Origin of the sequence: Streptomyces sp. NPDC001933 (genome assembly GCF_042890955.1) — a bacterium.
Taxonomy (GTDB): domain Bacteria; phylum Actinomycetota; class Actinomycetes; order Streptomycetales; family Streptomycetaceae; genus Streptomyces.
Genome location: NZ_JBIASS010000002.1, coordinates 609,655 through 635,313, shown reverse-complemented (window position 1 = coordinate 635,313; position 25,659 = coordinate 609,655). Strand labels below are relative to the sequence as shown.

Annotated in this window: 18 protein-coding genes, 1 pseudogene and 1 riboswitch; of the genes and pseudogenes, 13 read left to right on the top strand and 6 right to left on the bottom strand. The window is 70.8% G+C overall.

Annotated features, from left to right (window positions below; genetic code table 11):
- Nucleotides 1–71 precede the first annotated feature (71 nt).
- Both ACFYY7_RS07465 and ACFYY7_RS07460 read left to right on the top strand, forming a co-directional pair.
- A complete protein-coding gene (locus tag ACFYY7_RS07465) occupies nucleotides 72–1,619 on the top strand; it encodes an RNA polymerase sigma factor (RefSeq protein WP_351262491.1) in 1,548 nt (515 codons plus the stop codon).
- A 133-nt stretch (nucleotides 1,620–1,752) separates the two neighbouring features.
- On the top strand, nucleotides 1,753–2,583 hold the full coding sequence (locus ACFYY7_RS07460; protein ID WP_388658231.1) for a S1 family peptidase: 831 nt from the start codon (nucleotides 1,753–1,755) through the stop codon (nucleotides 2,581–2,583).
- Nucleotides 2,584–2,684: 101 nt separating this feature from the next.
- Here ACFYY7_RS07460 and ACFYY7_RS07455 read toward each other — a convergent pair whose 3' ends face one another.
- On the bottom strand, nucleotides 2,685–2,918 hold the full coding sequence (locus tag ACFYY7_RS07455) for a hypothetical protein (protein WP_024489001.1): 234 nt from the start codon (nucleotides 2,916–2,918) through the stop codon (nucleotides 2,685–2,687).
- Between the two features lie 435 nt (nucleotides 2,919–3,353).
- Here ACFYY7_RS07455 and ACFYY7_RS07450 point away from each other — a divergent pair, with 435 nt between their 5' ends.
- From ACFYY7_RS07450 to ACFYY7_RS07435, 4 genes and pseudogenes are all read left to right on the top strand, one after another.
- Nucleotides 3,354–5,474, top strand: coding sequence for a type IIA DNA topoisomerase subunit B (locus ACFYY7_RS07450; protein WP_388658229.1), 2,121 nt, complete (start codon nucleotides 3,354–3,356; stop codon nucleotides 5,472–5,474).
- A 122-nt stretch (nucleotides 5,475–5,596) separates the two neighbouring features.
- Nucleotides 5,597–5,968, top strand: a pseudogene (locus ACFYY7_RS07445) (LuxR C-terminal-related transcriptional regulator); the annotation flags it as partial.
- 131 nt (nucleotides 5,969–6,099) lie between these two features.
- Complete coding sequence (locus ACFYY7_RS07440; protein ID WP_388658419.1) at nucleotides 6,100–6,543, top strand: DUF485 domain-containing protein; 444 nt, start codon at nucleotides 6,100–6,102, stop codon at nucleotides 6,541–6,543.
- Entirely contained in the window at nucleotides 6,540–8,132 is a 1,593-nt protein-coding gene (locus ACFYY7_RS07435; RefSeq protein ID WP_388658226.1) for a cation acetate symporter, read from the top strand. Before ACFYY7_RS07440 ends, ACFYY7_RS07435 begins: the two co-directional genes overlap by 4 nt.
- A gap of 24 nt (nucleotides 8,133–8,156) precedes the next feature.
- Here ACFYY7_RS07435 and ACFYY7_RS07430 read toward each other — a convergent pair whose 3' ends face one another.
- From ACFYY7_RS07430 to ACFYY7_RS07420, 3 genes are all read right to left on the bottom strand, one after another.
- The gene (locus ACFYY7_RS07430; RefSeq protein WP_266729281.1) at nucleotides 8,157–8,840 is read right to left on the bottom strand and encodes a response regulator; all 684 of its coding nucleotides are present in this window, start codon (nucleotides 8,838–8,840) and stop codon (nucleotides 8,157–8,159) included.
- Nucleotides 8,837–10,501 (bottom strand): ATP-binding protein, encoded by a 1,665-nt coding sequence (locus ACFYY7_RS07425; protein WP_388658223.1) that lies wholly within the window; start codon nucleotides 10,499–10,501, stop codon nucleotides 8,837–8,839. The genes ACFYY7_RS07430 and ACFYY7_RS07425 overlap by 4 nt, the downstream gene beginning before the upstream one ends.
- A gap of 118 nt (nucleotides 10,502–10,619) precedes the next feature.
- On the bottom strand, nucleotides 10,620–11,948 hold the full coding sequence (locus tag ACFYY7_RS07420) for a citrate/2-methylcitrate synthase (RefSeq protein ID WP_388658220.1): 1,329 nt from the start codon (nucleotides 11,946–11,948) through the stop codon (nucleotides 10,620–10,622).
- 110 nt (nucleotides 11,949–12,058) lie between these two features.
- Here ACFYY7_RS07420 and ACFYY7_RS07415 point away from each other — a divergent pair, with 110 nt between their 5' ends.
- On the top strand, nucleotides 12,059–13,219 hold the full coding sequence (locus tag ACFYY7_RS07415) for a citrate synthase/methylcitrate synthase (RefSeq protein ID WP_388658218.1): 1,161 nt from the start codon (nucleotides 12,059–12,061) through the stop codon (nucleotides 13,217–13,219).
- A 21-nt stretch (nucleotides 13,220–13,240) separates the two neighbouring features.
- On the top strand, nucleotides 13,241–14,356 hold the full coding sequence (locus tag ACFYY7_RS07410) for a CobW family GTP-binding protein (protein WP_388658215.1): 1,116 nt from the start codon (nucleotides 13,241–13,243) through the stop codon (nucleotides 14,354–14,356).
- 30 nt (nucleotides 14,357–14,386) lie between these two features.
- Here the strand turns inward: ACFYY7_RS07410 and ACFYY7_RS07405 are convergent, their stop codons facing one another.
- Entirely contained in the window at nucleotides 14,387–16,837 is a 2,451-nt protein-coding gene (locus tag ACFYY7_RS07405; protein WP_388658213.1) for a DNA topoisomerase (ATP-hydrolyzing) subunit A, read from the bottom strand.
- A 270-nt stretch (nucleotides 16,838–17,107) separates the two neighbouring features.
- Between ACFYY7_RS07405 and ACFYY7_RS07400 the strand changes: the two genes are divergently transcribed.
- The 4 genes from ACFYY7_RS07400 (at nucleotide 17,108) to ACFYY7_RS07385 (ending at nucleotide 22,103) form a co-directional block, all read left to right on the top strand.
- Nucleotides 17,108–18,499: a M16 family metallopeptidase gene (locus tag ACFYY7_RS07400; RefSeq protein ID WP_388658211.1), complete on the top strand. Its 1,392-nt coding sequence runs from the start codon at nucleotides 17,108–17,110 to the stop codon at nucleotides 18,497–18,499.
- Nucleotides 18,500–18,525: 26 nt separating this feature from the next.
- The gene (locus ACFYY7_RS07395) at nucleotides 18,526–19,908 is read left to right on the top strand and encodes a M16 family metallopeptidase (protein ID WP_388658209.1); all 1,383 of its coding nucleotides are present in this window, start codon (nucleotides 18,526–18,528) and stop codon (nucleotides 19,906–19,908) included.
- A 272-nt stretch (nucleotides 19,909–20,180) separates the two neighbouring features.
- A riboswitch (cyclic di-AMP (ydaO/yuaA leader) is annotated at nucleotides 20,181–20,346 on the top strand.
- A gap of 13 nt (nucleotides 20,347–20,359) precedes the next feature.
- Nucleotides 20,360–21,181: a M23 family metallopeptidase gene (locus ACFYY7_RS07390; protein ID WP_388658206.1), complete on the top strand. Its 822-nt coding sequence runs from the start codon at nucleotides 20,360–20,362 to the stop codon at nucleotides 21,179–21,181.
- 226 nt (nucleotides 21,182–21,407) lie between these two features.
- On the top strand, nucleotides 21,408–22,103 hold the full coding sequence (locus ACFYY7_RS07385) for a GntR family transcriptional regulator (protein WP_388658203.1): 696 nt from the start codon (nucleotides 21,408–21,410) through the stop codon (nucleotides 22,101–22,103).
- A gap of 201 nt (nucleotides 22,104–22,304) precedes the next feature.
- Here the strand turns inward: ACFYY7_RS07385 and ACFYY7_RS07380 are convergent, their stop codons facing one another.
- Nucleotides 22,305–22,586 carry an HPr family phosphocarrier protein gene (locus ACFYY7_RS07380; protein ID WP_356088077.1) on the bottom strand — a complete coding sequence of 94 codons (282 nt, stop codon included), beginning with the start codon at nucleotides 22,584–22,586 and terminating at the stop codon, nucleotides 22,305–22,307.
- Nucleotides 22,587–22,759: 173 nt separating this feature from the next.
- On the opposite strand from ACFYY7_RS07380, the gene ACFYY7_RS07375 reads away from it, so the two are divergent.
- Entirely contained in the window at nucleotides 22,760–25,651 is a 2,892-nt protein-coding gene (locus tag ACFYY7_RS07375; RefSeq protein WP_388658200.1) for a GNAT family N-acetyltransferase, read from the top strand.
- Nucleotides 25,652–25,659: the final 8 nt, after the last annotated feature.

Sequence of the window (25,659 nt, the reverse complement as noted above, 5' to 3'; positions counted from 1 at the left end):
CGGCGGTCGTCGGCTCCAGCCCTCTCCAGGGCCGGGCCGGAAGCCGTTTCCATCGTTCCGAGAGGTTGTTCGTGTCGGCCAGCACATCCCGTACGCTCCCGCCGGAGATCGCCGAGTCCGAGTCTGTGATGGCGCTCATCGAGCGGGGAAAGGCTGATGGGCAGATCGCCGGCGATGACGTGCGTCGGGCCTTCGAGGCTGACCAGATTCCGCCAACCCAGTGGAAGAATGTTCTGCGCAGCCTCAACCAGATCCTCGAGGAAGAGGGTGTGACGCTGATGGTCAGTGCCGCGGAGCCGTCCAAACGTGCCCGCAAGAGCGTCGCAGCGAAGAGCCCGGTCAAGCGCACCGCCACCAAGACTGTCGCGGCCAAGACAACCGTGACCAGGACGGTCGCGGCCACTGCCGCTCCGTCGGCAGAGACAGTGGACGTGGTGGCCGACGACGCTGCCACGGCCGGCCCTGCGAAGAAGGCAGCAGCCAAGAAGACGGCTGCCAAGAAGACCGCCGTGAAGAAGACGGCGGCCAAGAAGACGGCATCGAAGAAGTCCGGAAAGCAGGACGACGAGCTCCTCGACGGCGACGAGGCGATCGAGGAAGTAAAGGCCGGCAAGGGCGAGGAAGAGGAGGGCGAGGGCGAGAACAAGGGCTTCGTCCTCTCCGACGACGACGAGGACGACGCACCTGCGCAGCAGGTCGCCGTCGCCGGCGCCACCGCCGACCCGGTCAAGGACTATCTGAAGCAGATCGGCAAGGTTCCCCTCCTCAACGCCGAGCAGGAGGTCGAGCTCGCCAAGCGCATCGAGGCCGGTCTGTTCGCCGAGGACAAGCTGGCGAACTCCGACAAGCTCGCTCCGAAGCTCAAGCGCGAGCTGGAGATCATCGCCGAGGACGGTCGCCGCGCCAAGAACCACCTGCTGGAGGCCAACCTCCGTCTCGTGGTGTCGCTGGCCAAGCGCTACACCGGTCGCGGCATGCTCTTCCTGGACCTCATCCAGGAAGGCAACCTCGGTCTGATCCGCGCGGTCGAGAAGTTCGACTACACCAAGGGCTACAAGTTCTCCACGTACGCCACCTGGTGGATCCGTCAGGCGATCACCCGCGCCATGGCCGACCAGGCCCGCACCATCCGTATCCCGGTGCACATGGTCGAGGTAATCAACAAGCTCGCCCGTGTGCAGCGTCAGATGCTCCAGGACCTGGGCCGTGAGCCCACGCCGGAGGAGCTGGCCAAGGAACTCGACATGACCCCCGAGAAGGTCATCGAGGTCCAGAAGTACGGTCGTGAGCCGATCTCCCTCCACACCCCGCTGGGTGAGGACGGGGACAGCGAGTTCGGTGACCTGATCGAGGACTCCGAGGCGGTCGTCCCGGCCGACGCGGTCAGCTTCACGCTCCTCCAGGAGCAGCTGCACTCGGTGCTCGACACGCTCTCCGAGCGTGAGGCCGGTGTCGTCTCGATGCGCTTCGGTCTCACCGACGGCCAGCCGAAGACCCTGGACGAGATCGGCAAGGTCTACGGCGTGACGCGTGAGCGCATCCGTCAGATCGAGTCGAAGACCATGTCGAAGCTGCGCCACCCGTCGCGTTCGCAGGTGCTGCGCGACTACCTCGACTAGGTCACAGGAGTTACACGGACCGAGGGCCCGGATCCCATTGGGGAGCCGGGCCCTCGGCCTATCAACGCGTGCGGTCGGCGACCAGCGGGATGACTCTGGGTGGGAATGGTTCACCACAGAGTCAGGAGTGCGCATGTCCCGTACCGTCTTCCGTGCCCTGACCGGGGCGTTCGCCCTGGTCGCCGCCACGGCTCTGATACCGCTCGGATCTTCCGCCCGGGCCGCCGAGGACGGCGTCGTCATAGGCGGTCAGCCCGCGCACGTCAAGGACAGCCCCTGGGTCGTGGCACTTTCCAGCCGCGACCGGTTCGGGGAAGAGCGCGCCGGCCAGTTCTGCGGCGGTGTCGTGGTGGCACCGAAGAAGGTGCTGACCGCTGCGCACTGCATGAGCCGGGCAGCGCTCGGCGTAGATGTTGCCGACGTGCGCGATCTGCGCGTCATCACGGGCCGCGATGCCCTGCTCGGGACCGGAGGGAAGGAGATCGCCGTCCGGGAGACGTGGACCAATCCGGCGTTCGACCCCATCACGAACGCGGGGGACCTGGCCGTGCTCACCCTCGCCGAGGCGCTCCCCGAGAAGAGCACGATCCCGATGGCCGAAGCCGGCGACGAGGCGTACGTACCGGGCACCGAGGCGGCCGTCTACGGATGGGGTGACACAACGGGCAACAGCGACTACGCGTCGTCGCTGCGGTCCGCGAAAGTGAGCGTTCTGCCCGACGCCCTGTGCGCGCAGGCCTACCCGGGCGGCAGGAACGGCACGTACGACGCCTCAGCGATGCTCTGCGCGGGCGAACTGCTGGGCGGGCACGACGCATGCCAGGGTGACAGCGGCGGGCCGCTGGTGGCCCGTGGGCGGCTCATCGGCCTGGTGTCCTGGGGGAACGGCTGCGCCCGCGCGGGGAGCCCGGGTGTGTACACGCGGATCTCCGCCGCGATCGGCTGGATGCCGAAGGGCAGCTGAACCGCACCACCGCGCAGGTACGAGAACGGGCGGCTCCCCTCTGGGGAGCCGCCCGTCGGCAGGTCCGCGACCTGGCCCTTGCTCGTCGTGGATGCGAGGTGTCAGTGTTGTTCCTCTTCGGCGGCTTGGGCCTGCACAGCCGTGAGCCGGTCCGTCTCATCCTGTATTTCCGCGGCGATCTTCTTGAGTTCCGGCTCGAACTTGCGACCGTGGTGGGCGCAGAAGAGCAGTTCACCGCCGCTGATCAGGACGACGCGCAGATATGCCTGGGCGCCGCAACGGTCACAGCGGTCTGCTGCGGTCAGCGGGCTCGCGGGGGTCAGAACAGTAGTCACGTCGCCTCTTCTCTAGCTCGACGAGCTGTCGTACCAGGGTCAACATCCAACCAGGCCGAAAACGTTCCCGCTCGTGGCTTTTCTTCGAAACTTCTTCTCGAGATGGCTGTCTGTTGCCGGTTGGCGGCGAATGTGCCGTATTGCGGAGCGCTACGGTTTCGCATTGCTTGTCTTGGTGGGATCCTCCCGGCCGGCTTGCCGGTTTGTTCATGAGGACGTGCCCGGAGCCTAAATGGTTCATGCCTGGAAGGGAACGTGATGTTCACGTCACTCGTACGAGGGATCGAACGTGTATGCGAGGCTGGACTAGTGTGAGGGTTGTCGAAGGGTGGCGTTACAACCGCTCTACCAGGCCTCGGTACCCTCTCAGCGGCGACCGAAGCCGAGCCCGTTACCCACTGGGCCCCAAATGAAATTCAGCGAGGAGCGAACCGCGTGACCGCCGATACGTCCGTGCCGTCCACTGCGCTGCTGACCGGAGCAGACCGAGACGGCTCCAACTACACCGCGCGGCATCTGCTCGTACTCGAAGGGCTCGAAGCGGTTCGCAAGCGCCCGGGGATGTACATCGGGTCCACCGACAGCCGCGGCCTCATGCACTGCCTCTGGGAGATCATCGACAACTCCGTCGACGAGGCCCTGGGCGGGTACTGCGATCACATCGAGGTCATCCTCCACGACGACAACTCCGTGGAGGTCCGGGACAACGGGCGGGGCATCCCCGTCGATGTCGAGCCCAAGACAGGTCTGTCCGGCGTCGAGGTCGTGATGACCAAGCTGCACGCCGGCGGAAAGTTCGGCGGCGGCTCGTACGCCGCGTCCGGCGGTCTGCACGGCGTCGGCGCCTCCGTCGTCAACGCGCTCTCCGCCCGGCTCGACGTCGAGGTCGACCGCAACAGCGCGACGCACTCGATCAGCTTCCGGCGCGGAGTCCCGGGGATCTTCACCGAGCAGGGGCCGGACAGCCCGTTCGACCCGGCCAACGGTCTGCTCAAGGGCAAGCGGGTGCCGAAGGCGCGCACCGGCACCAGGGTGCGTTACTGGGCGGACCGGCAGATCTTCCTCAAGGACGCCAAGCTCAACCTGGAGACGCTCCACCAGCGGGCACGGCAGACGGCCTTCCTCGTTCCGGGCCTCACGATCGTCGTCCGCGACGAGCGCGGGCTCGACGGCGAGGGCAAGACCGAGGAGACCTTCCGTTTCGACGGCGGCATCAGCGAGTTCTGCGAGTACCTCGCCCAGGACAAGGCGGTCTGCGACGTCCTGCGCCTGACCGGGCAGGGCACCTTCAAGGAGACCGTGCCGGTCCTGGACGAGCGCGGTCACATGACGGCGACCGAGGTCACGCGTGAGCTCGCGGTCGACATCGCCCTGCGCTGGGGCACCGGATACGACACCAATCTGAAGTCCTTCGTCAACATCATCGCCACCCCCAAGGGCGGCACGCATGTGACCGGATTCGAGCGCTCCGTGACCAAGACGGTCAACGAGGCGCTGCGCTCCGCCAAGCTGCTCCGCGTCGCCGAGGACGACATCGTCAAGGACGACGCGCTCGAGGGCCTCACCGCTGTGGTCACCGTGCGCCTGGCCGAGCCGCAGTTCGAGGGCCAGACCAAGGAGGTGCTCGGCACCTCGGCGGCCAACCGGATCGTCGCCAACGTCGTGGCCAAGGAACTCAAGGCGTTCCTGACCTCGACGAAGCGCGACGCGAAGGCCCAGGCCAGGGCGGTCCTGGACAAGGCCGTCGCGGCCGCACGGACCCGCATCGCGGCCCGCCAGCACAAGGACGCGCAGCGCCGCAAGACGGCGCTGGAGTCCTCCTCGCTGCCGGCGAAGCTCGCCGACTGCCGCAGCGACGACGTGGACCGCAGCGAACTCTTCATCGTCGAGGGCGACTCCGCGCTCGGTACGGCGAAGCTCGCCCGGAACAGTGAGTTCCAGGCGCTGCTGCCGATCCGGGGCAAGATCCTCAACGTTCAGAAGGCGTCCGTCTCGGACATGCTGAAGAACGCCGAGTGCGGTGCGATCATCCAGGTCATAGGAGCCGGGTCCGGGCGGACCTTCGACATCGACGCGGCTCGCTACGGGAAGATCGTTCTGCTGGTGGACGCCGATGTCGACGGCGCGCACATCCGCGTGCTGCTGCTGACGCTCTTCCAGCGGTACATGCGGCCCATGGTCGAGGCCGGACGGGTCTTCGCCGCGGTGCCACCGCTCCACCGGATCGAGCTGGTCCAGCCGAAGAAGGGCCAGGACAAGTACATCTACACGTACTCGGACAGCGAGCTGCGCCAGCGGCTGCTGGAGCTCCAGCGGAAGAACGTCCGGTACAAGGACTCGATCCAGCGCTACAAGGGTCTGGGCGAGATGGACGCCGACCAGTTGGCGGAGACCACGATGGATCCGCGCCACCGCACCCTGCGCAGGATCAACATCGGCGACCTGGAAGCGTCCGAGCAGGTCTTCGATCTGCTGATGGGCAATGAGGTGGCGCCGCGCAAGGAGTTCATCACCAGCTCCGCCGCCACCCTGGACCGCTCGCGCATCGACGTCTGAGCGACGCCGTCTCCACCCGCGGGTGGAGACGGCACCTCCACCCGTGATCAGCCCCTGAGCCGATGCTCCGACGGCGAGGAGATCGTGGAGTACGTGGCCGAACTGGCCCCCGATGCCGTTCTCTCACCGAGGACGCAGGGGGCGAGGAGGCCGTGCGGGCCGTCCAGGCCGTCCAGGCCGTGCTGTCCGGCGAAGCCGGCCTCTCGCCCAGCGTGCGGTGTCGTCTGCTGGGGCGGGTGACCACGGGCCCGCCGCGTGCGTCCGAGCCGCAGCTGCCCGACGGCCTGACGCCACGCGAGCTGGAAGTGCTGGTGCTGATCGCGGAGGGGCTGCCCGATCCGGAGCTCGCCCGCAGACCGCACATCTCGCAGGCCACCGTGAAAAGCCACATCAACGATCTCTTCGCCAGGGGCGGAGTGTGTGACCGGGCACAGGCCGTTCGCTATGCGTACGTTCGGGGCCTCGCACAGCCGCCCGGACGGGCCGTCACCTGAAGAGGTGAAGACCGCCGAATGAACTGCCCGGGATCTTCCCGATCTGCCCATTCTTGGGTACACGGCCGAAGTGGTCCGTGGACAAGGGGAGTTGTTCCGTGGAGAAGGAAGCAGGGCGTGAGGCCGCAGCGATGCGACTCGACGACCCGTGGTACGACGTGCTGGCCTCCGGATGGGGCGAGCTGGACGGTACGGGGAGCTTCGCTCCCACCGGACCACCCGGGCCCGCGGACCCGCGGCGTGGCCACAGTGCGGCCGACATCTATCTGGAGGTGCAGCGCGGCGAGGCGTTCCAGGAAGTACGCCGCCGGTACCGGCGGTTCGTCGTCCCCGCCACGTGCGCCTTCCTCGCCTGGTACCTCGTCTACGTCGTCGCCGCGATCACCGCGCCCGGACTGATGGCCCGCCCGGTGGCGGGGGCGGTCAATGTGGCGATGGTCGCGGGGCTCGGGCAGTTCCTCACGACCTTCCTGCTCACCGGGGCGTACGCGCGCCACGCGCGGCTGCGCAGGGACCGGGCCGCGCTCGAACTGCGCTGGGAGACACAGGAGATGACGCGGGGAGCCGGACGTTGAACGGGAACCATCAGACGCTGGCGCTCCTGCTGTTCAGCGCCTTCATCGCGGTTACGCTCGCCATCACCACCTGGGTGAGCCGCAACCGCCACGGTTCGGCCGAGGAGTTCTACGCGGGCGGCCGTCTGTTCTCCCCCATGGAGAACGGTTTCGCCATCGCGGGCGACTACATGTCGGCCGCCTCGTTCCTCGGTATCTCCGGTCTGATCGCCCTCTTCGGTTATGACGGCATGCTCTATTCGGTCGGCTTCCTCGTCGCCTGGCTCGTCGTCCTTCTGCTCGTCGCCGAACTGGTGCGCAACTGCGGCCGGTTCACGCTCGCCGACGTGGTGGCGGCGCGGATGGCGGAGCGCCCGGTCCGGATCGCGGCGGGCACTTCGTCCGTCACCGTCTCGGTGCTCTATCTGGTGGCGCAGATGGTGGGCGCGGGCAGCCTGGTCGCCCTGCTCCTCGGCGGTACGAGCGGCGCAGCCCGCTCCTGGACCGTCATCGGTGTCGGGGCACTCATGGTCATCTACGTGTCGCTCGGCGGGATGCGCGCCACCACCTGGATCCAGATCGTCAAGGCGGTTCTGCTGATGGCGGGAGCGGTCGTGCTCACCGTTCTCGTCCTGCTCCGCTTCCACGGCGATTTCAACGCCCTGCTCAACTCCGCCGCCGAACGGAGCGGGCACGGAAGCCGGTTCCTCGCGCCAGGTCTCCGGTACGGCGGATCGTGGACCGCGCGCATCGACTTCATCAGCCTGGGGCTGGCCCTGGTGCTCGGTACCGCCGGGCTGCCGCACATCCTGTCGCGGTTCTACACCGTGCCCACCGCCCGTGCGGCCCGCCGTTCGGTCGTCTGGTCGATCGGGCTCATCGGCAGCTTCTACCTGATGACGATCGCGCTCGGGTTCGGGGCGGCCGCTCTGGTCGGTTCGGCCGATGTGCGGGCGTCCAACGCCGCGGGCAACACGGCGATCCCGCTGCTGGCCATGGAGCTGGGCGGTGGCGAGGGGTCCACCGGGGGCGCGATCCTGTTCGCCGTGGTCGCCGCGGTCGCCTTCGCGACCATCCTCGCGGTCGTCGCTGGGATCACCCTCGCCTCGTCCGCCTCAGTGGCCCATGACCTCTACGCCTCGATCAGGCGTCCGGGCTCCAAGCAGTACAGCGAGGTCGCCGTGGCCAGGGTGGCCGCGGCCGCGATCGGGGTGGCAGCCATCGGGCTCGGGCTGATCGCCCAGGACCTGAACGTGGCGTTCCTGGTCGGGCTGGCCTTCGCCGTCGCCGCCTCGGCCAACCTTCCGGTGCTTCTGTACTCCCTGTTCTGGCGGAACTTCACCACCCGGGGCGCGGTCTGGTCCGTCTACGGCGGGCTGATTCCCGCCGTGCTGCTGGTGCTGCTCTCGCCGGTCGTCTCCGGCAGCCCTGCCTCGCTCTTCCCGGGCGTCGACTTCCAGCTCTTCCCCCTGGAGAACCCCGGGCTGGTCTCCATCCCCCTGGGCTTCCTGGCCGGCTGGGTCGGAACGATCACCTCCACCGATCCGCCCGACGCGGCCAAGCACGCGGAGACCGAGGTCCGCGCACTGACCGGGGCGGGTGCGGTGTAGCCCCGTATCACCGCACGGTCGGGGTCAGGTCTGTGTGCCGGTGGACCAGGTGTAGCGGTGTTCCGGGCGGCCCGTCTCGCCGTACCGCAGCGTCAGCCGCACCCTGCCGGTCCGTTCCAGCAGCTTCAGATAGCGCTGGGCGGTCTGCCTGCTCATGCCGGCGCTCTCCGCGATCTCCTGCGCGGAGAGCGGCCCGTCGGCGCTCCGGAGTGCCTGCCTGACCAGTTCCGCCGTGGTCGGCGAGTGCCCCTTGGGCAGATCGGGTTCGCCCGCCGCCCACAGGGCGCCGAAGAGCCGGTCCACCTCGCCCTGTTCGGCCTCGCCACCGCGTTCCAGCGTGTGGCGCAGCGCCGCGTACGCCTCCAGCTTGGTGCGCAGCCCCGAGTACGCGAACGGCTTCACCAGGTACTGCAGCGCGCCGTGCCGCATGGCCTCCTGGACGGTGGCGACGTCGCGCGCCGCCGTCACCATGATCACGTCGGTGTGGTGGCCGAGCCTGCGCAGCTCCCGCACCATGGCCAGGCCGTTGCGGTCGGGCATGTAGTGGTCCAGCAGCACCAGATCGACGGGCCGGCTCTCGATCGTGGCGAGGGCCTCGGCGGCGGAGTGCGCCTGGGCGGTCACCCGGAATCCCGGCACCCTGGCGACATAGGCCGCGTTGACCTTCGCGACCCGGATGTCGTCGTCCACGACCAGGACCTCGATCACTGAGCTTCTCCCGCCGTGCCGGTATTCGTTTCGGTCATTTCCACTGTGTCGGCAAGGGCCTCCGGCAGTACGACGGTGAACTCGGCGCCGCCGTCCGCGCCCTCGTCGACGGTGACGCCGCCACCCTGCCGTTCCGCCAGCCGCCGCACCAGGGCGAGGCCCAGACCGCGTTTGCCGTGTGCCGGGACCTCCTTCGTCGACCAGCCCTCCGTGAAGATCGATTCACGCTGACCGGGCGGCACCCCGGGACCGCTGTCGCCGACCCGCAGCACCACCGTACGGCCCTCGGCGCGCAGACCCACCTCGACCAGAGCGCCGTCCGCACCGGCCGCCGCGTCCAGCGCGTTGTCCACCAGGTTGCCGACGACGGTGACCAGCCCGCGAGGGTCCACCAGCCGGTCCGGGAGCAGCGTCCCCGGGGCCATGCGGAGCGCGACACCGCGCTCCGCCGCCACGGTCGCCTTGCCGACCAGGAGCGCGGCCAGCAGCGGATCGTGCACCTTCTCGGTGACCTGCTCGGCGGTCGCCCGCTGGACGCCCACGATCTCGGTGACGTACTCCATGGCGTCCTCGTGCAGGTCCAGTTCCAGCAACCCCAGGAGCGTGTGCATCCGGTTGGCGTGCTCGTGGTCCTGGGCCCGCAGCGCGTCGATCAGGCCGCGCGTCGAGTCGAGCTCGCGGCCGAGGTGTTCGAGTTCGGTGCGGTCGCGGAGGGTGGCGACGGCGCCCCCGTCGTCGGTCGGCATCCGGTTGGCGAGCAGGACCCGGGTGCCCTGGACCGTCAGCAGATCGTCGCCGAGCACCCGGCCCGCCAGCACATCGGCCGTCCGGCCCGCGCCGAGCACGGCGTCCAGCGGGCGGCCCGCCGCGTCGGGGCCGAGCCCGAGCAGCCGCTGCGCCTCGTCGTTCAGCAGCCGTATCCTGCCCGTCCGGTCGAGCGCGACGACTCCTTCCCTGATGCCGTGCAGCATCGCCTCGCGCTCCGTCAGCAGCGCGGAGATGTCGGAGAACGCGAGGTCATGGGTCTGCCTCTGGAGACGCCGGGAGATCAGATAGGCGGCCAGCGCCCCCACGGCCAGCGCACCGCCCGCGTAGGCGAACAGCCCGGGGATCGTGGCGAGGAGCCGGGCGCGGACACCCTCGTACGCGATCCCGACGGAGACCGCGCCCACGATGTGCTGCGCCTCGTCGCGCAGCGGCACCTTGCCACGGGCGGAGCGGCCGAGTGTCCCGTTGTCGATCTCCATGACGTTGCGGCCGGCGAGCGCGTCGCTCGGGTCGGTGGAGACGACCTTGCCGATCTCGTCGGCGTCGGTGTGCGACCAGCGCACCCCGCGCCGGTCCATGACGACGACGTACTCGGCGCCGGTGGCGCGCCTGATCCGCTCGGCCGCGGACTGCACGGGTCCGGTGGGGGACGGGTCGGTGGCGAGCAGCGCCTCGGTGATCTGGGGCTGGGCCGCCGTGCTCTGCGCGATGGCCAGGGCACGGCGCATCGCCTGGTCGTCCAGCTGCTCGCTGAGGGGCGCCAGGAAGAGGCCGGTGGCGAGCACGGTGACGCCGGTGGCGACGGCCAGCTGCATCAGCAGGACCTGGGAGAAGACCCGCTGCGGCCAGACGGGCCGGCGCGCTCTCCTGGCGGTGGGCGGTGCGGCGCTCATCGTATGAACGGTAAAGGGCATTCCGGCGCTTTCCGAAATTCCCCTCCCGGAACCCCCGGAGCCCGCCTCTCGGAGTGCCTCGTCCCGGAGTCCCCTTCCGCGCTTCCCCGCGGACCGCCTATCCCGGCGGTTCACCCATGGCGGTGGCACCGGCCTCGGGCAGCGGCTGAGGCGGCCGGGGCCCGCCGTACTGGCCGCTGGGGCGCATCCGCAGGGGCCGTTCGCCGTACTCCTCCAGGGCATGGGCGATCCAGCCGGCCGTGCGGGACACCGCGAACACCGTCTCGCCGGCCTCGGCGGACATGCCGCAGGAGACCGAGAGCACGGCGAGCGCCAGGTCGACATTGGCGTGCAGGGGAGCGTGCCGGGCCGTCGTGGCGACCACGTCACGTGCGGCCGCCAGCGCCGCGGCCGCCTGCGGCACCTGGGCGAGCAGGGCGAACAGCGCCCGCGCCCGCGGGTCCTCGGCGGTGTAGAGCCGGTGGCCGAGTCCGGGCACCCTGCGCCCGGTACGGAGATGGTCCGCGACCACCGGCACGGCGCTGCCCCGCTCCAGGACCTCGGCCAGCATCCGGTGCGCCAGCCCGCTTGCCGCCCCGTGCAGCTGGCCCTCCAGGACTCCGAGGCCCGCGGAGACCACCGCGTAAGGATGGGCGCGGGCGGATGCGGCGACCCTGGCGGCCAGCGTCGAGGCCGCGAGGTCGTGGTCGATCAGCAGGGCGAGGGCGGTGTCGAGCGCGGCGAGCGACGGTTCGTCGGCCGGCCGTGCGGTGAGTTTCGGCCACAGCTGCCGGGCCAGTCCGGCGCTGCTCCCCTCCGTCCGCTCCTCGGTCGCCCTGGCCGCCGGCGGTGCGCCGACGGCCGGGGGCAGTGCGCCGACCAGGGTCGGAACGAGGCTCCGCGCGGCGGCGAGCACCGCTTCGTGCGAGAGGTCGAACCGGAGCGGATCGGCGGTCGACGAGGCGACCACCGCCACCCGCAACCGGTCCGTCGAGCCGCTGTGCACGGGCAGCGCGTCGACCGCCCGGCGCGCCGCGGCCAGCGCCTCGACCGGTGCCGTGAAGCGGACGCCGGGCCGCAGCTCGCCCGTCCAGAGCCACTCGGCGACCTCCTCGTAGGCGTACCGCCGGGCCAGCTCGACCGCGTCGACCCCGCGGAAGTAGTAGCGGTCGTCCTCGATCAGCGTGATGCCGGTGCGGAAGACCAGGTCGCCGGTGGCGGGGGAGGGGGGCCTGCGGGACGTGCGGCGGGCCAGCGCGTCGACCTCGGCGGCGTCGAACGTGCTGCCGCGTCCGCCCGGGGCGCGCCTGCTGCTGAGCTGGCCCCGGCTGACGTACGCGTACACCGTCTCGGGCTTCACCCCGAGGCGTTCCGCCGCCTCCCGGGTGCTCAGCCGCTGCGGAGCCATCGCCTCCGGACCGTCGCCGGGAGCTGCTTGATCCTTCATGCCGACACCGTATCTATGTTGATTCAATCAATGTTGACAGGATTCAAGTCAATCATGGAAGGTCGAAATCAATACCACTGAGACCCGCCGGGACGCTCACGGAGGAAGAGATGCCGACCATGACCAGCGGAACCCCGCTCGACGTACCCCGAGGCCTCGCGGGCGTCGTCGTCACCGACACGGCCCTCGGCGATGTCCGGGGGCGCGAGGGCTTCTACCACTACCGGCAGTACTCGGCGATCGAACTGGCACAGGTCCGCAGCTTCGAGGACGTCTGGTACCTGATGTCCGAGGGCACGCTGCCCGACGCCGCGGCCCGTACCGAATTCGCCGCCCGCACCGCCGCGCTGCGCCGGCTGCCCGCCGAGGTGCGCGAGGCGCTGCCCGCCATCGCACGCGCCGGCGCCGCCTCCGGGCCCCTGGCCGGTCTGCGTACCGCCCTCTCGCTCCTCGGTGCCTCGGCCGGCTTCCGGCCGGTGTACGACATCGACGCCGACCGGCGCCGCGCCGACGCCCTGGCCGCCTGCGCCGCCGTTCCCACCGTGCTCACCGCCCTGCACCGCCTCGGCCGGGGCCTCGAACCGGTCGAGCCGCGAGACGACCTGCCCCACGCGGCCAACTACCTCTACATGCTCACCGGCTCGGAACCGGACCCCGCGCGCGCCAGGGCCGTGGAGCAGTACCTGATCTCCACCATCGACCACGGCTTCAACGCCTCGACGTTCACCGGCCGCGTCGTCGCCTCCACCGGTGCCGACATGGCGGCCTGCCTGGTGGCGGCCGTCGGCGCGCTCTCCGGACCGCTGCACGGCGGAGCGCCCAGCCGGGCGCTCGACACCCTGGACGCCATCGGCACCCCCGACCGCATCGACGGCTGGATCCGCGAACGCGTGCTCGCGGGCGAGCGGATCATGGGCTTCGGGCACCCCGTCTACCGCACCGAGGACCCCCGCTCACGGATGCTGCGGGGCATCGCCCAGGGCTTCGGCGGCCCGCTGGTCGACTTCGCCGTCGAGGTCGAGCGCCAGGTCGAGGCGATACTCGCCGAGCTCAAGCCGGGCCGGGAGCTGCACACCAACGTGGAGTTCTACGCCGGGGTCGTCATGGAGCTGTGCGGGCTGCCGCGCGAGATGTTCACGCCGACGTTCTGCGCGGCGAGGGTGGTCGGCTGGAGCGCCAATATCCTGGAGCAGGCGGAGGACTCGAAGATCATCCGCCCGGCGGCCCGCTATGTCGGTACGCCCCCGCCGCAGCCGGTCCCCGTGCCCTGAGGTCCCCGAGAGAGGTCCGAGTTGAACCCGACGTCCCCGCCCCGCAAGCAGCAGATCCCGGTCATCGTCCTTGCGGGGTTCCTGGGGTCGGGCAAGACGACCTTGCTCAACCACCTCCTGCGCAACCGCGCCGGAAACCGGATCGGTGTGATCGTCAACGACTTCGGCTCCATCGAGATCGACGCCATGACGGTCTCCGGACAGGTCGGCTCCACGGTCTCGCTGGGCAACGGCTGCCTGTGCTGCGCGGTCGACGCCAGCGAGCTCGACACCTTCCTGGAGACACTGACCGGGCCCGCCGCCCGTCTCGACGTGATCGTGATCGAGGCCAGCGGACTGGCCGAACCGCAGGAACTCCTGCGCATGATCCTGGCCAGCGAGAATCCGCACATCGTGTACGGGGGACTGGTCGAGGTCGTCGACGCCGCCGAGTTCGACGCCACCCGGGACCGTCATCCGGAGATCGACCGCCATCTCGCCGTCGCCGACCTCGTCGTGCTGAACAAGACCGACCGGATCGGCAGCGAGGAACAGACCCGCATCCGGGACGCCATCGCCGCGGCGGGTGCCCCCGGCGGCGCGGCGGCCGTCATCGGTGCCGCGTACGGACGCATCGACCCCCAGCTGCTCTTCGACCCGGCGCTGCGGCCGGACGGCGAGGAGAAGGTACGCCAACTCACCTTCGAGGACCTGCTCCGGGACCGCAGCGAGGAAGAGGGCGGGGACGGGCACGAGCACCACCTGCACGCCGCGTACGACAGCGTGTCCTTCACCGCGGACGTGCCGATGAACCCCCGCCGCCTGATGGAGTTTCTCGACTCCCGGCCGCAGGGCCTCTACCGGATCAAGGGATTCGTCGACTTCGGCGTGGGCGACCGGGCCAACAAGTACGTCCTGCACGCGGTCGGCAGGTTCCTGCGGTTCGAGCCGCAGCCCTGGAAGCGCGACGAGCCACGCCGGACCCAGCTGGTGCTGATCGGCTCGGGCATCGCCCCGGACGCCCTGCACAAGGAGATCGCGGACTGTCGCGAGAGCGCCGCACCGGGTCCGGACGCGACGCAGGACGCCGCACATGAGCGAAGCATGTGGGGCGTCCTGCGGTACGTACAACAGCCCGACCGACCGGGCGACGCGTAGCACTCCGCCACGCGCCGCCCGGCCGCCCGGCTACACCGGTCCGGCGACCACCGCGACCGGCTTGCCCAGCGGCGTCCCCGAACCGTCGCGCCGCGGGTCCGGCTCCGGCAGCTCGCTCGGCGTGCCGTTCCCCTGCGCGGCGCGGGCGGGCGTCGCACCCGCCCAGCCGAACACCAGGACGTCCTCGCCCTTGAGGAACCGCTGGCAGCGCACCCCACCGGTGGCCCGGCCCTTGCGCGGGTACTGGTCGAACGGGGTGAGCTTGCACGTCAGCACCGAGTCGTCCAGCGTGCCGTGCGAGCCGGCGACGGTGAACACCACCGCGTCCGCGGCCGGATCCACCGCCGTGAACGAGATCACCTCGGCGTCCGCCGTGAGCTTGACCCCCGCCATGCCACCGGCGGGACGGCCCTGCGGCCGCACCTGCGCCGCCGGGTAGCGCAGCAGCTGCGCATCGGACGTGATGAAGACCAGATCCTCCTCGCCGGTCCGCAGCTCGGCGGCGCCGACGATCCGGTCCCCGTCCTTGAGGGCGATGACCTCCAGCTCGTCCTTGTTGGCCGGGTAATCCGGCACCACCCGCTTGACGATCCCCTGAAGGGTGCCGATCGCCAGCCCGGGAGAGGCCTCGTCGAGCGTGGTGAGGCAGACGACGGACTCGTCGCTCTCCAGCGTGAGGAACTCGGCGATCATCGCCCCGCCCGACAGATTGGGCGCCGCATGGGTGTCCGGCAGCTGGGGCAGATCGATCACCGCGAGCCGCAGCAGCCGGCCCGTCGACGTCACCACGCCCACATCGCCGCGGGCCGTCGCCGGCACCGCCGACACGATCACATCGTGCTTGGAACGCTTGGCGTCCTCGGCGAGCACGATCGGCTCGTCATTGGCGGTACGGGCCAGCAGACCGGTCGAGGACAGCAGCACCCGGCACGGGTCGTCCGCGACCTCCAGCGGCACCGAGGCGACCTGCGCACCGGCCGACTCCAGCAGCACCGTACGACGGTCGGTGCCGAACTTCTTGGCGACCGCGGCCAGTTCCGAGGAGACCAGCTTGCGCAGCTCGGTGTCCGATTCGAGGATGGCGGTCAGCGCCTCGATCTCGCCGTTGAGCCGGTCCCGCTCGCTCTCCAGCTCGATCCGGTCGAACCGGGTCAGCCTGCGCAGCGGGGTGTCCAGGATGTACTGCGTCTGGATCTCGCTCAGCGAGAAGCGCTCGACGAGCCGCTCCTTCGCCTGCGCCGAGTTGTCACTGGACCGGATGATCCGGATGACCTCGTCGATGTCGATCAGCGCGACGAGCAGGCCCTCGACCAGATGCAGCCGGTCGCGGCGCTTGCCCCGGCGGAACTCGCTGCGCCGGCGCACCACGTCGAAGCGGTGGTCGAGATAGACCTCCAGGAGCTCCTTGAGCCCCAGCGTGAGCGGCTGTCCGTCGACCAGCGCCACATTGTTGATGCCGAAGGACTCCTCCATCGGCGTCAGCTTGTAGAGCTGCTCCAGCACCGCTTCCGGCACGAAGCCGTTCTTCACCTCGATGACCAGTCGCAGGCCGTGCTCGCGGTCGGTCAGGTCCTTCACGTCCGCGATGCCCTGGAGCTTCTTCGCCGAGACCAGGTCCTTGATCTTGGCGATCACCTTCTCCGGGCCGACGGAGAAGGGCAGTTCGGTGACGACCAGGCCCTTGCGGCGGGCCGTCACGTTCTCCACCGAGACGGTCGAACGGATCTTGAACGTGCCGCGGCCGCGGGCGTACGCGTCCTTGATGCCGCCCAGGCCCACGATCCGGCCGCCGGTGGGCAGGTCGGGACCCGGCACGAACCGCATCAGGGTCTCCAGGTCCGCGCCCGGATGCTTGATCAGGTGCCGGGCGGCGGCGATGACCTCGCCCAGGTTGTGCGGCGGCATGTTGGTCGCCATGCCGACCGCGATCCCGGACGACCCGTTGACCAGGAGGTTCGGATACGCGGCGGGGAGAACGGTCGGTTCCGTCTCCTGGCCGTCGTAATTCGACTGGAAAGCGACGGTGTCCTCGTCGATCGACTCCGTCATCAGTGACGTCGCGTCGGCCATCCGGCACTCGGTGTACCGCATGGCGGCCGGCGGGTCGTCGTTTCCGAGCGAGCCGAAGTTGCCGTGGCCGTCGACGAGGGGGAGCCGCATGGAGAACGGCTGCGCCAGACGGACCAGCGCGTCGTAGATCGACGTGTCCCCGTGCGGGTGCAACTTGCCCATGACCTCGCCGACGACGCGGGCGCACTTCACGAAGCCGCGATCGGGGCGCAGGCCCATCTCGTTCATCTGGTACACGATGCGGCGGTGCACCGGCTTCATGCCGTCGCGGGCGTCGGGCAGGGCCCGTGAGTAGATCACCGAGTACGCGTACTCGAGGAAGGAGCCCTGCATTTCGTCGACGACGTCGATGTCGAGGATCTTCTCCTCGAAGTCGTCCGGCGGCGGGGTCTTCGTGCTGCGGCGGGCCATCGCTGCTGCGACTCCTTCACGGATTCTGTTCGGGCAACCTCAGGTTCTGACGCGGACCATTGTGGACCGCCGCACTGACATCGCCGACCTCGACCCGTCCCAAGAGGCGTTCCGGGCCCCGGCCGAGGCGCTTTCGCGCCCCGCCGAGCGGGGGATGCGCCCCTCTTTCATGCGAACTTCCGCGTTACGGGAACTTCGCCAGGGGTCCGTGCGCTTGCCTAAGGTGGCAGGTCTCGCAGGAAATCCAGTATCGCGATCGAAGGGACGTACATGCCCATGGGTCACACGGCCACCGCTCAGGCCGGCTCCGGCGGCTTGACAGCGACCGAGCACCGCCTGGCCAACGGCCTGCGCGTGGTGCTCTCCGAGGACCATCTGACCCCGGTCGCCGCGGTCTGCCTCTGGTACGACGTCGGCTCGCGCCACGAGGTCAAGGGGCGCACGGGGCTGGCTCACCTCTTCGAGCACCTGATGTTCCAGGGCTCCGGCCAGGTCAAGGGGAACGGCCACTTCGAGCTGGTGCAGGGGGCCGGCGGCTCGCTCAACGGGACCACCAGCTTCGAGCGCACCAACTATTTCGAGACCATGCCCACGCACCAGCTGGAGCTGGCCCTGTGGCTCGAGGCCGACCGGATGGGCTCGCTGCTCGCCGCGCTCGACGAGGAGTCCATGGAGAACCAGCGCGACGTCGTCAAGAACGAGCGCCGCCAGCGTTACGACAACGTCCCCTACGGCACGGCGTTCGAGAAGCTGACGGCACTGGCCTACCCCGAGGGCCACCCGTACCACCACACCCCGATCGGCTCGATGGCCGACCTGGACGCCGCGACCCTGGAGGACGCGCGCACCTTCTTCCGTACGTACTACGCGCCGAACAACGCGGTGCTCTCGGTCGTAGGCGACATCGACCCCGAGCAGACCCTCTCCTGGATCGAGAAGTACTTCGGTTCCATCCCGTCCCACGACGGCAAGCAGCCGCCGCGCGACGGCACGCTCCCCGAGATCATCGGCGAGCAGCTGCGCGAGGAGGTGCGCGAGGAGGTCCCGGCGCGCGCGCTGATGGCCGCCTACCGGCTGCCGCACGACGGCACCCGCGAGTGCGACGCGGCCGACCTCGCGCTGACCGTGCTCGGCGGCGGCGAGTCGTCGCGGCTGTACAACCGCCTGGTGCGCCGTGACCGTACGGCCGTGGCGGCCGGGTTCGGACTGCTGCGGCTGGCCGGTGCGCCCTCGCTGGGCTGGCTGGACGTCAAGATGTCCGGCGGCGTCGAGGTGCCGCAGGTCGAGGCCGCGGTCGACGAGGAGCTCGCCCGGTTCGCCGCCGAGGGCCCCACGCCCGAGGAAATGGAGCGCGCGCAGGCCCAGTTGGAGCGCGAGTGGCTGGACCGCCTCGGTACGGTCGCCGGCCGTGCCGACGAACTGTGCCGGTTCGCGGTGCTGTTCGGCGACCCGCAGCTCGCCCTGACCGCCGTTCAGCGGGTGCTCGACGTCTCCGTGGAGGAGGTCCAGGCGGCCGCCAAGGCCCAGCTGCGCCCCGACAACCGTGCGGTGCTGGTCTACGAGCCGGTCGAACCGGCCGAGCCCACGGACGCAGCGGACACCGACGACACTGACGCGACCGACGCCGACGACACCGACGCGCACGAGGGGGCGGACCAGTGACCGACGCTGCCGCGACTGGAGTTTCGATGCAGTACCACCCGCAGCCGGCCCCCGGCACCGCCCGTCCCTGGGCCTTCCCCGCTCCCGAGCGCGGCGCTCTGCCCAACGGCCTCACGGTGCTGCGCTGCCACCGCCCCGGCCAGCAGGTCGTGGCGGTCGAGATCTTCCTCGACGCCCCGCTGGACGCCGAGCCCGAGGGCCTCGACGGCGTGGCCACGATCATGTCGCGGGCACTGAACGAGGGCACCGACAAGCACAGCGCCGAGGAGTTCGCCGCCGAGCTGGAGCGCTGCGGCGCCACCCTCGACGCGCACGCCGACCACCCCGGTGTCCGGGTCTCCCTGGAGGTCCCGGCCTCCCGGCTGGCCAAGGCCCTCGCGCTGGTCGCCGAGGCGCTGCGGGCGCCCGCCTTCGCCGAGAGCGAGATCGAGCGGCTGGTGCGCAACCGGCTCGACGAGATCCCGCACGAGCAGGCCAACCCGGCCCGGCGCGCCGCCAAGCAGCTGTCCAAGGAGCTCTTCCCGGCCGAGGCGCGCATGTCGCGCCCGCGCCAGGGCACCGAGGAGACGGTGGAGCGGATCGACTCGGCCGCCGTGCGCGCCTTTTTCGACGCCCACATCCGGCCGTCCACGGCGACCGCCGTGGTCGTCGGTGACCTCACCGGCATCGACCTGGACGCCCTGCTCGCCGACACCCTCGGCGACTGGTCGGGAGACACCGCGGCCCCGCGCCCCGCGCCGCCGATCACCGCCGACGACACCGGGCGGGTGGTGATCGTCGACCGTCCGGGCGCGGTGCAGACGCAGCTGCTGATCGGCCGGATCGGCGCCGACCGGCACGACAGCGTGTGGCCGGCCCAGGTGCTCGGCACGTACTGCCTTGGCGGCACCCTCACCTCCCGTCTCGACCGGGTGCTGCGCGAGGAGAAGGGCTACACGTACGGCGTAAGGGCCTTCGCTCAGGTGCTGAGGTCGTCGGCCCCGGACACCGCCTCGGGGGCGACCGGCGCCGCGATGCTCGCCATCAGCGGTTCGGTGGACACGGAGTCCACCGAACCGGCGCTCAAGGACCTGTGGACCGTGCTGCGGACCCTGGCGGCCGAGGGGCTGACCGACGAGGAACGCGAGACGGCCGTGCAGAACCTCGTGGGTGTGGCGCCCCTGAAGTTCGAGACGGCGGCCTCAGTCGCGGGCACCCTCGCCGACCAGGTCGAGCAGCACCTCCCCGACGACTACCAGGCGCAGCTGTACGCCCGGCTCGCGGAGACCGGCACGGTCGAGGCGACCGCGGCGGTCGTCAACGCCTTCCCGGGTGACCGGCTGGTCACGATCCTCGTCGGCGACGCGGCACGGATCGAGGAGCCCGTCCGTGCGCTGGGTATCGGAGAGGTGTCGGTGGTCACCGGCTGACGAGTGGCCCGGCGGACGCCGGGCGGGGCCGGTCATCATCCCTGCCCCGCCCGTCTCCACTCTCGGCATATCGCCAGATATCGGGACAGAAGGAAGGCTCTTGCGAGCGCGATCTCGCCGGGGTCTTCCTTTTTGTCTGTTCTGAGGGGGAGGTTGCCTGTCTGCCCTGTGGGATGCGCTACAAAACGGCCTGTCCGTTTGGTGAATGAAAGTGACCCCGCTTAGCGTCGGCTGGACTGTCCGTCACTCGTATGCCGCATCCGCGACGTACCGGACAGTCATCGCCGAGTCCCCGTCAGGCGCGAGCCTGGGGAGCCGGGGACCCACGAAGTCCCTGGGGTGAATCGGATGCCTGAGCCCGGACGGGCCGGGGCATCCGTAGGAGACCTTCCTGCTCCGAACCCGTCAGCTAACCCGGTAGGCGAGAAGGAAGGAAAGGACCAGCCACTCCATGGCGTTCACCCGTGCCACCGGGAAGCACCGTGCCCCGAGCCGACTGACGCGCCGCAGCGCGAAGGTCGTCGGCGTCGCGGCTCTGGCCACCACCGGCGTCATCGGCGGCCTGGCCGCTCCCGCCTTCGCAGCGGACTCCGACGCCCCCTCCACGAGCGAGACCGGCCTCGGCCAGGTCATCGCCATCGACAAGACCCTCGCCGACCGGATCGACGCCCAGGCCGACGCCCAGCAGCACCAGGCCGACGCCGCGGCGAAGGCGAAGGCCGAGGCCCACCGCAAGGCCGAGGCCAAGAAGAAGGCCGAGGCAAAGGCCGAGGCCGAGGCGAAGGCCAGGGCCGAAGCGAAGCGCGCCGCCGAGGCCCGCGCCGAGAAGGCCCGCGCCGCCCGGTCCGCCGAGCGCACCCGCCTGGGCGCCTTCCGGCTTCCGGTCGCCGGCTCGTACGTCAGCACCGGCTACAAGTCCAGCGGCTCGCTCTGGTCCTCCGGCAGCCACTCCGGCATCGACTTCCACGCCGCCTCCGGCAGCTCCGTCGTCGCCGTCGGCGCCGGCACCGTCGTCGAGGCCGGCTGGGGCGGTGCGTACGGCAACAACATCGTGCTCCGGATGACGGACGGCACGTACACGCAGTACGGCCACCTCTCCTCGATCGGCGTCTCCGTCGGCCAGAGCGTCGGCGCGGGCCAGCAGATCGGCCTCTCCGGCTCGACCGGCAACTCCACCGGGCCGCACCTCCACTTCGAGGCCCGGACGACCCCGTCGTACGGCTCCGACATGGACCCGGTCGCGTACCTGCGCGCCCACGGCGTCGACGTCTGACCGACGCCCACCGCACCACCTCGCCCGAAGGCCCCTGCAGCATGCCGGGGCCTTCGGCATTCCCGCCGCCCGCCAGCGTGGGACGACTGCCCGCCCGGCCACCCCGTGGCCAAAAGATATTCATGAATTTTCGCCCGGCATCGGAAATGCGGCCGCATTGCAATAGAGTCGCGTAACAGGCGTCGGCCGGCCGCGTTTCGCGGGGGATTGAGGCGGAGGTTCGGACATGCGCATTCCGGCGCATTCGGTATGCACGGCAATCCGTGACGACATCGTCTCCGGTGTCTTCGAACGCGGAAGCCGTCTCACGGAGGAGTTGCTGGCCCGCCGTTACGGGGTCTCCCGCGTCCCGGTACGGGAAGCGCTGCGCACCCTGGAGTCCGAGGGTTTCGTGGTCACCCGTCGGCACGCGGGTGCCTGCGTCGCCGAGCCCACCGAGCTGGAGGCGGCCGACCTCCTGGAGGTCCGCACGCTGCTGGAGCCGCTGGGCGCCGCCCGCGCCGCGCAACGCCGCACCGAGGTACACCTCAAGGTGCTCCGCGGCCTCGTGCGGCTCGGCCAGGACCGGGCCCGGCGCGGCGATGGCGAGGACCTGCGTGCACTGGGCGGCTGGTTCCACGAGACGTTGGCGCAGGCCTCCGGCAGCCCCGGCCTGATCGCGCTGCTCACCCAGCTGCGACACAAGATCGCCTGGATGTACGCGGTCGAGCAGCCCGCCCGCCCGGTGGACTCCTGGGCCGAGCACGGGGCCATCGTGGACGCGGTGGCGCGCGGCGACGCGGAACGGGCCAGGGCGCTGGCCGCGCACCACGCGGAGCGGGCCGCGGCCGCGCACCGGCTGCGACGGCGGCCCCCCGCCCCCGGCGCCGGCCGGGTGAGGACCACGCAACATTCCGTAAACACCGCAGGCGTCCGGCATTAACAATTACGCCGTATACAAAGAGAAGCCATCGCGCGGGATGTCACCGGGCCGGGGCGAATTTCGCGCCACCTGAATTTCGCATGCCCGTGCTCCGCCTGCCCGCATTGCGTTCATTCGAATTCTCGCCGGAGGGTCCGCTCCGGAAAACAAAAGAGCCGCGGCCCCGGTTCAGGGTGCCACGGCTCTCTCGCGGAACATGTTTCAGACGGTCTCCGGGAGCTCTTCGAGCCCCTCCGCGACGAGCTTCGCCAGGCGGTCCAGAGCCGCTTCGGAGTTGTCGGCCTCGGATGCGAGCACGATCTCCTCGCCACCCTGCGCGCCGAGACCGAGGACCGCGAGCATGGAGGCGGCGTTCACCGGGTTGCCGTCGGCCTTGGCGATCGTCATGGGGACGCCGGAAGCCGTGGCGGCACGGACGAAGATGGAAGCGGGGCGGGCGTGCAGGCCCTCGGCCCAACCGACGTTGACGCGGCGCTCAGCCATGGTTCTGCCCTTCACGAATCAAAAGTTGTCTAGACCAGTCTCTCACGCGGTGCGCGGTGCTCCGGCCGGCCCCGGGAACAGCCCGCAATGCCTGCGACCCCGCCGATCGGCCCTCTCAGACTGCCCCGGCCCCGGGACCTACGCGACCGCTGACAGAGCCGTACGCTTTGCCCATGCAGCCCGCGCCCGAGCAGAGTCCGCATCACGCTTATCCCGACCACTGGGAAGCGGACGTGGTGCTCCGCGACGGAGGCACCGCACGCATCAGGCCCATCACCACGGACGACGCCGAACGGCTGGTCAGCTTCTACGAGCAGGTCTCCGAGGAGTCGAAGTACTACCGGTTCTTCGCCCCGTACCCGCGGCTGTCCGACCGGGACGTGCACCGCTTCACCCATCACGACTACGTCGACCGGGTGGGGCTCGCCGTCACGGTCGGCGGCGAGTTCATCGCGACGGTCCGCTACGACCGGATCGACGAGCGGGGCAGGCCCGCCTCCGCCCCCGCCGACCAGGCCGAGGTCGCCTTCCTCGTCCAGGACGCGCACCAGGGCCGGGGCGTGGCCTCGGCGCTGCTCGAACACATCGCGGCCGTCGCCCGCGAGCGCGGCATCCGCCGCTTCGCCGCCGAGGTGCTGCCCGCCAACAACAAGATGATCAAGGTGTTCCGGGACGCCGGATACACCCAGCGGCGCAGCTTCGAGGACGGATCCGTCCACCTCACTCTGGAGCTCGAACCGACCGCCGAGTCCCTCGCCGTCCAGCGCGGCCGTGAGCAGCGGGCGGAGGCGCGGTCCGTGCAGCGCCTGCTGGCCCCCGGATCCGTCGCGGTCATCGGCGTCGGCCGGACTCCGGGCGGCGTCGGCCGCACGGTCCTGCGCAACCTCCTCGGGGCCGGCTTCACCGGCCGCACATACGCCGTGAACCGCGCCTTCGCCGCCGACCAGGCGACCGTCGACGGCGTCCCCGCCCACCGCTCGATCGGCGAGATCGACGAGCCGGTCGACCTCGCGGTCGTCGCCGTCCCCGCCGACCGGGTCCCGGAAGCCGTCGCGGACTGCGGCGAGCACGGCGTCCAGGGCCTGGTCGTGCTCTCCGCCGGATACGCCGAATGGGGCGCCGAGGGCAGGGAACGGCAGCGCGAACTGGTCCGCCAGGCCCGCTCGTACGGGATGCGGATCATCGGCCCGAACGCCTTCGGCCTGATCAACAACGCCGAAACGGTTCGGCTGAACGCCTCGCTCGCCCCCGAGCCGCCCGCCCCCGGGCGCATCGGCCTCTTCACCCAGTCCGGAGCGATCGGCATCGCGCTGCTCTCCGGGCTCTACCGGCGCGGTGCGGGCCTGTCCACCTTCATCTCGGCGGGCAACCGCGCCGACATCTCCGGCAACGACTTCCTCCAGTACTGGTACGAGGACCCCGACACCGACGTCGCGCTGCTGTACCTCGAATCGCTCGGCAACCCCCGCAAGTTCACCCGGCTCGCGCGGCGCACCGCGGCGGTGAAGCCGGTGGTCGTGGTGAAGGGCGCCCGGCACAGCGGTTCCACCCCGCCCGGCCACGCGGTCCCGGTCAGCCGGATCCCGGACGCGACGGTCTCGGCGCTGATGCGGCAGGCGGGCGTGATCCGGGTCGACACGGTGACCGAGATGGTCGACGCGGGTCTCCTCCTCGCCGACCAGCCGCTCCCGGCCGGTCCCCGGGTCGCGATCCTCGGCAACTCCGAATCGCTCGGCCTCCTCACGTACGACGCCTGCCTCGCCGAGGGGCTGCGCCCGCGCCCGCCCCTCGACCTCACCACCGCCGCCACCCCGCAGGACTTCAGGAACGCCCTGGCCGAGGCTCTCGCCGACGACGGCTGCGACTCGGTGGTGGTGACGGCGATCCCGTGGGTCGGCGAGGACGGCGAGGCGGAATCGGGCGACGGGGAGGTGCTCGCGGCCGCCCTGCAGACTGCCGCCGCCGCAGGCCCCGCCAAGCCGGTGGCCGTCGTGCACGTCGAGATCGGCGGGCTGGCCGAGGCCCTCGCAGCGGCCACCAGCACGGTCGCCCAGCCCCGCCCGACCCCGCCCCCGGCCCAGAACCCGCCGGCCCCGGCAGCGCGGACCGGATCGACCACCCCGCCCGGCCCTGGTCCGGCACCAGCGGTCCCCCTCGCCGGTGCACCCGGTGCCCCCGGTGCCCGGAACGGCCGGATCCCCGCCTACCCCGCCGCCGAACGGGCGGTGCGCGCCCTGGCCGAAGCGGCGCGGTACGCGCAGTGGCGACGGCAGGCCGCCGTGCCCGGCAAGGTGCCCGAGTTCCTCGACGACACCATCGACGAGCCCGGCACCACCGGCCTCATCGACACCCTCCTCGGCCCCGACCCCGACCCGAGGGGCCTCCAGCTCACCCCCGACCAGGCCCGCGAACTCCTGGGCCGCTACGGCATCACCGTACGGCCGACGCTCCCGGCGCCCGACCCGGACGCCGCGGTCGCGGCGGCGGCCCGGCTCGGCTACCCCGTGGCGCTCAAGACCACCGCGCCGCACCTGCGCCACCGGGCCGATCTCGGCGGTGTCCGGCTCGACCTCGCCAACGAGACCGCGCTGCGCCGGGCGTATGGCGAACTGACCGACCTCCTCGGCAAGCCCGCCGAACTCCAGCCCGTGGTCCAGGCCATGGCGCCGCGCGGCGTCGACACCGTCGTACGGGCCACGATCGACCCGGCGGCCGGCGCCGTCCTCTCCTTCGGGCTCGCGGGCGCGCCCTCCGAACTCCTCGGCGACACCGCCCACCGCCTCGTCCCGGCCACCGACCGCGACGCCGCCGAACTGATCCGGTCCATCCGGGCGGCCCCGGTGCTGTTCGGCTGGCGCGGCGCGGCGCCGGTCGACACCGCCTCGCTCGAAGAGCTGCTGCTGCGGGTCTCCAGGCTGGTCGACGACCACCCCGAGGTGGTCTCCATCGCCCTGGAACCGGTCGTGGTCGCCACCCAGGGGCTGACCGTCCTCGGTGCCAGCGTCCGCCTCTCGCCGCCCCCGGCCCGCACCGATCTCGGCCCCCGCCGCCTCCCCAACTACTGACCCGGGCG

What these genes read in the sequence shown, in the direction of transcription:
- ACFYY7_RS07460 (WP_388658231.1), top strand. Translation starts at nt 1,753, where the DNA reads ATGTCCCGTACCGTCTTCCGTGCCCTGACCGGGGCGTTCGCCCTGGTC.
- ACFYY7_RS07440 (WP_388658419.1), top strand. Translation starts at nt 6,100, where the DNA reads ATGCGACTCGACGACCCGTGGTACGACGTGCTGGCCTCCGGATGGGGC.
- ACFYY7_RS07425 (WP_388658223.1), bottom strand. Translation starts at nt 10,501, where the DNA reads ATGAGCGCCGCACCGCCCACCGCCAGGAGAGCGCGCCGGCCCGTCTGG.
- ACFYY7_RS07420 (WP_388658220.1), bottom strand. Translation starts at nt 11,948, where the DNA reads ATGAAGGATCAAGCAGCTCCCGGCGACGGTCCGGAGGCGATGGCTCCG.
- ACFYY7_RS07415 (WP_388658218.1), top strand. Translation starts at nt 12,059, where the DNA reads ATGCCGACCATGACCAGCGGAACCCCGCTCGACGTACCCCGAGGCCTC.
- ACFYY7_RS07405 (WP_388658213.1), bottom strand. Translation starts at nt 16,837, where the DNA reads ATGGCCCGCCGCAGCACGAAGACCCCGCCGCCGGACGACTTCGAGGAG.
- ACFYY7_RS07400 (WP_388658211.1), top strand. Translation starts at nt 17,108, where the DNA reads ATGCCCATGGGTCACACGGCCACCGCTCAGGCCGGCTCCGGCGGCTTG.
- ACFYY7_RS07395 (WP_388658209.1), top strand. Translation starts at nt 18,526, where the DNA reads ATGCAGTACCACCCGCAGCCGGCCCCCGGCACCGCCCGTCCCTGGGCC.
- ACFYY7_RS07390 (WP_388658206.1), top strand. Translation starts at nt 20,360, where the DNA reads ATGGCGTTCACCCGTGCCACCGGGAAGCACCGTGCCCCGAGCCGACTG.
- ACFYY7_RS07385 (WP_388658203.1), top strand. Translation starts at nt 21,408, where the DNA reads ATGCGCATTCCGGCGCATTCGGTATGCACGGCAATCCGTGACGACATC.
- ACFYY7_RS07380 (WP_356088077.1), bottom strand. Translation starts at nt 22,586, where the DNA reads ATGGCTGAGCGCCGCGTCAACGTCGGTTGGGCCGAGGGCCTGCACGCC.
- ACFYY7_RS07375 (WP_388658200.1), top strand. Translation starts at nt 22,760, where the DNA reads ATGCAGCCCGCGCCCGAGCAGAGTCCGCATCACGCTTATCCCGACCAC.